This window comes from Caballeronia sp. LZ003 (assembly GCF_031451465.1).
In the GTDB taxonomy this organism is placed as follows: Bacteria; Pseudomonadota; Gammaproteobacteria; order Burkholderiales; family Burkholderiaceae; genus Caballeronia.
On record NZ_JARUXJ010000133.1, the window covers coordinates 1 to 609 of the forward strand.

Genomic DNA, 609 nt, shown 5'->3' on the forward strand with positions numbered 1-609 from the left:
ATGGAGCGCACCAAGCGAGCTGCGAACGGGTTCGTGGCGCATCAGCAAGCGAGCGCGAGCAAGTATGAGGCGTCTCAGCAGCAGATGGCGGCAAGCAGCACCATCACGGCCCGCGCGCTTGAAGAAGCGGCGAGGTCCGGCAGTGCCGCGACGGCACGGCAGGTAAGCGCTGCGGTGAGGGGCTTTGAGAAGGTTGCTGATACGGCGGGCAAGACGCGCTTTGATCTGATGCGATTGAGAGCGGCGAATCTCGGCATTGCCGAGTCCGCGGAGCCGTTGATCGCGAAGGCGGAAGCTGCCTCGCGTGCCATGCATCATCTCGGCGCCGGGTCGGTGGCCGCCCGGCGCGAATTATTTGTGCTGGGTCACGAGGCGATGCAGGGCAGCTGGAAAAACTTCATGGGCTCGCTCATGGTGCTGGCCGAGCGCATCGATGTGTTGCCGATGTTATGCGGGCCGGCGGGCGTAGCGCTCGGCGCGCTGGGCGCAAGCGCCTATGCTGCCTATCACGCGATTCATTCGTTGACCGAGCAGCAGGAAAAGCTTGATCGCGCAATGCTGCTCACGGGCAACTATGCAGCGCTCACGCAGGGCAAGTTGCAGGCGTAT

At 63.7% G+C, this 609-nt stretch carries 1 pseudogene; it reads left to right on the plus strand.

Annotated elements, in window-relative coordinates:
* Positions 1-33 precede the first annotated feature (33 nt).
* Positions 34-609 (plus strand): annotated as a pseudogene (locus tag QCE79_RS33435) (hypothetical protein); the annotation flags it as partial.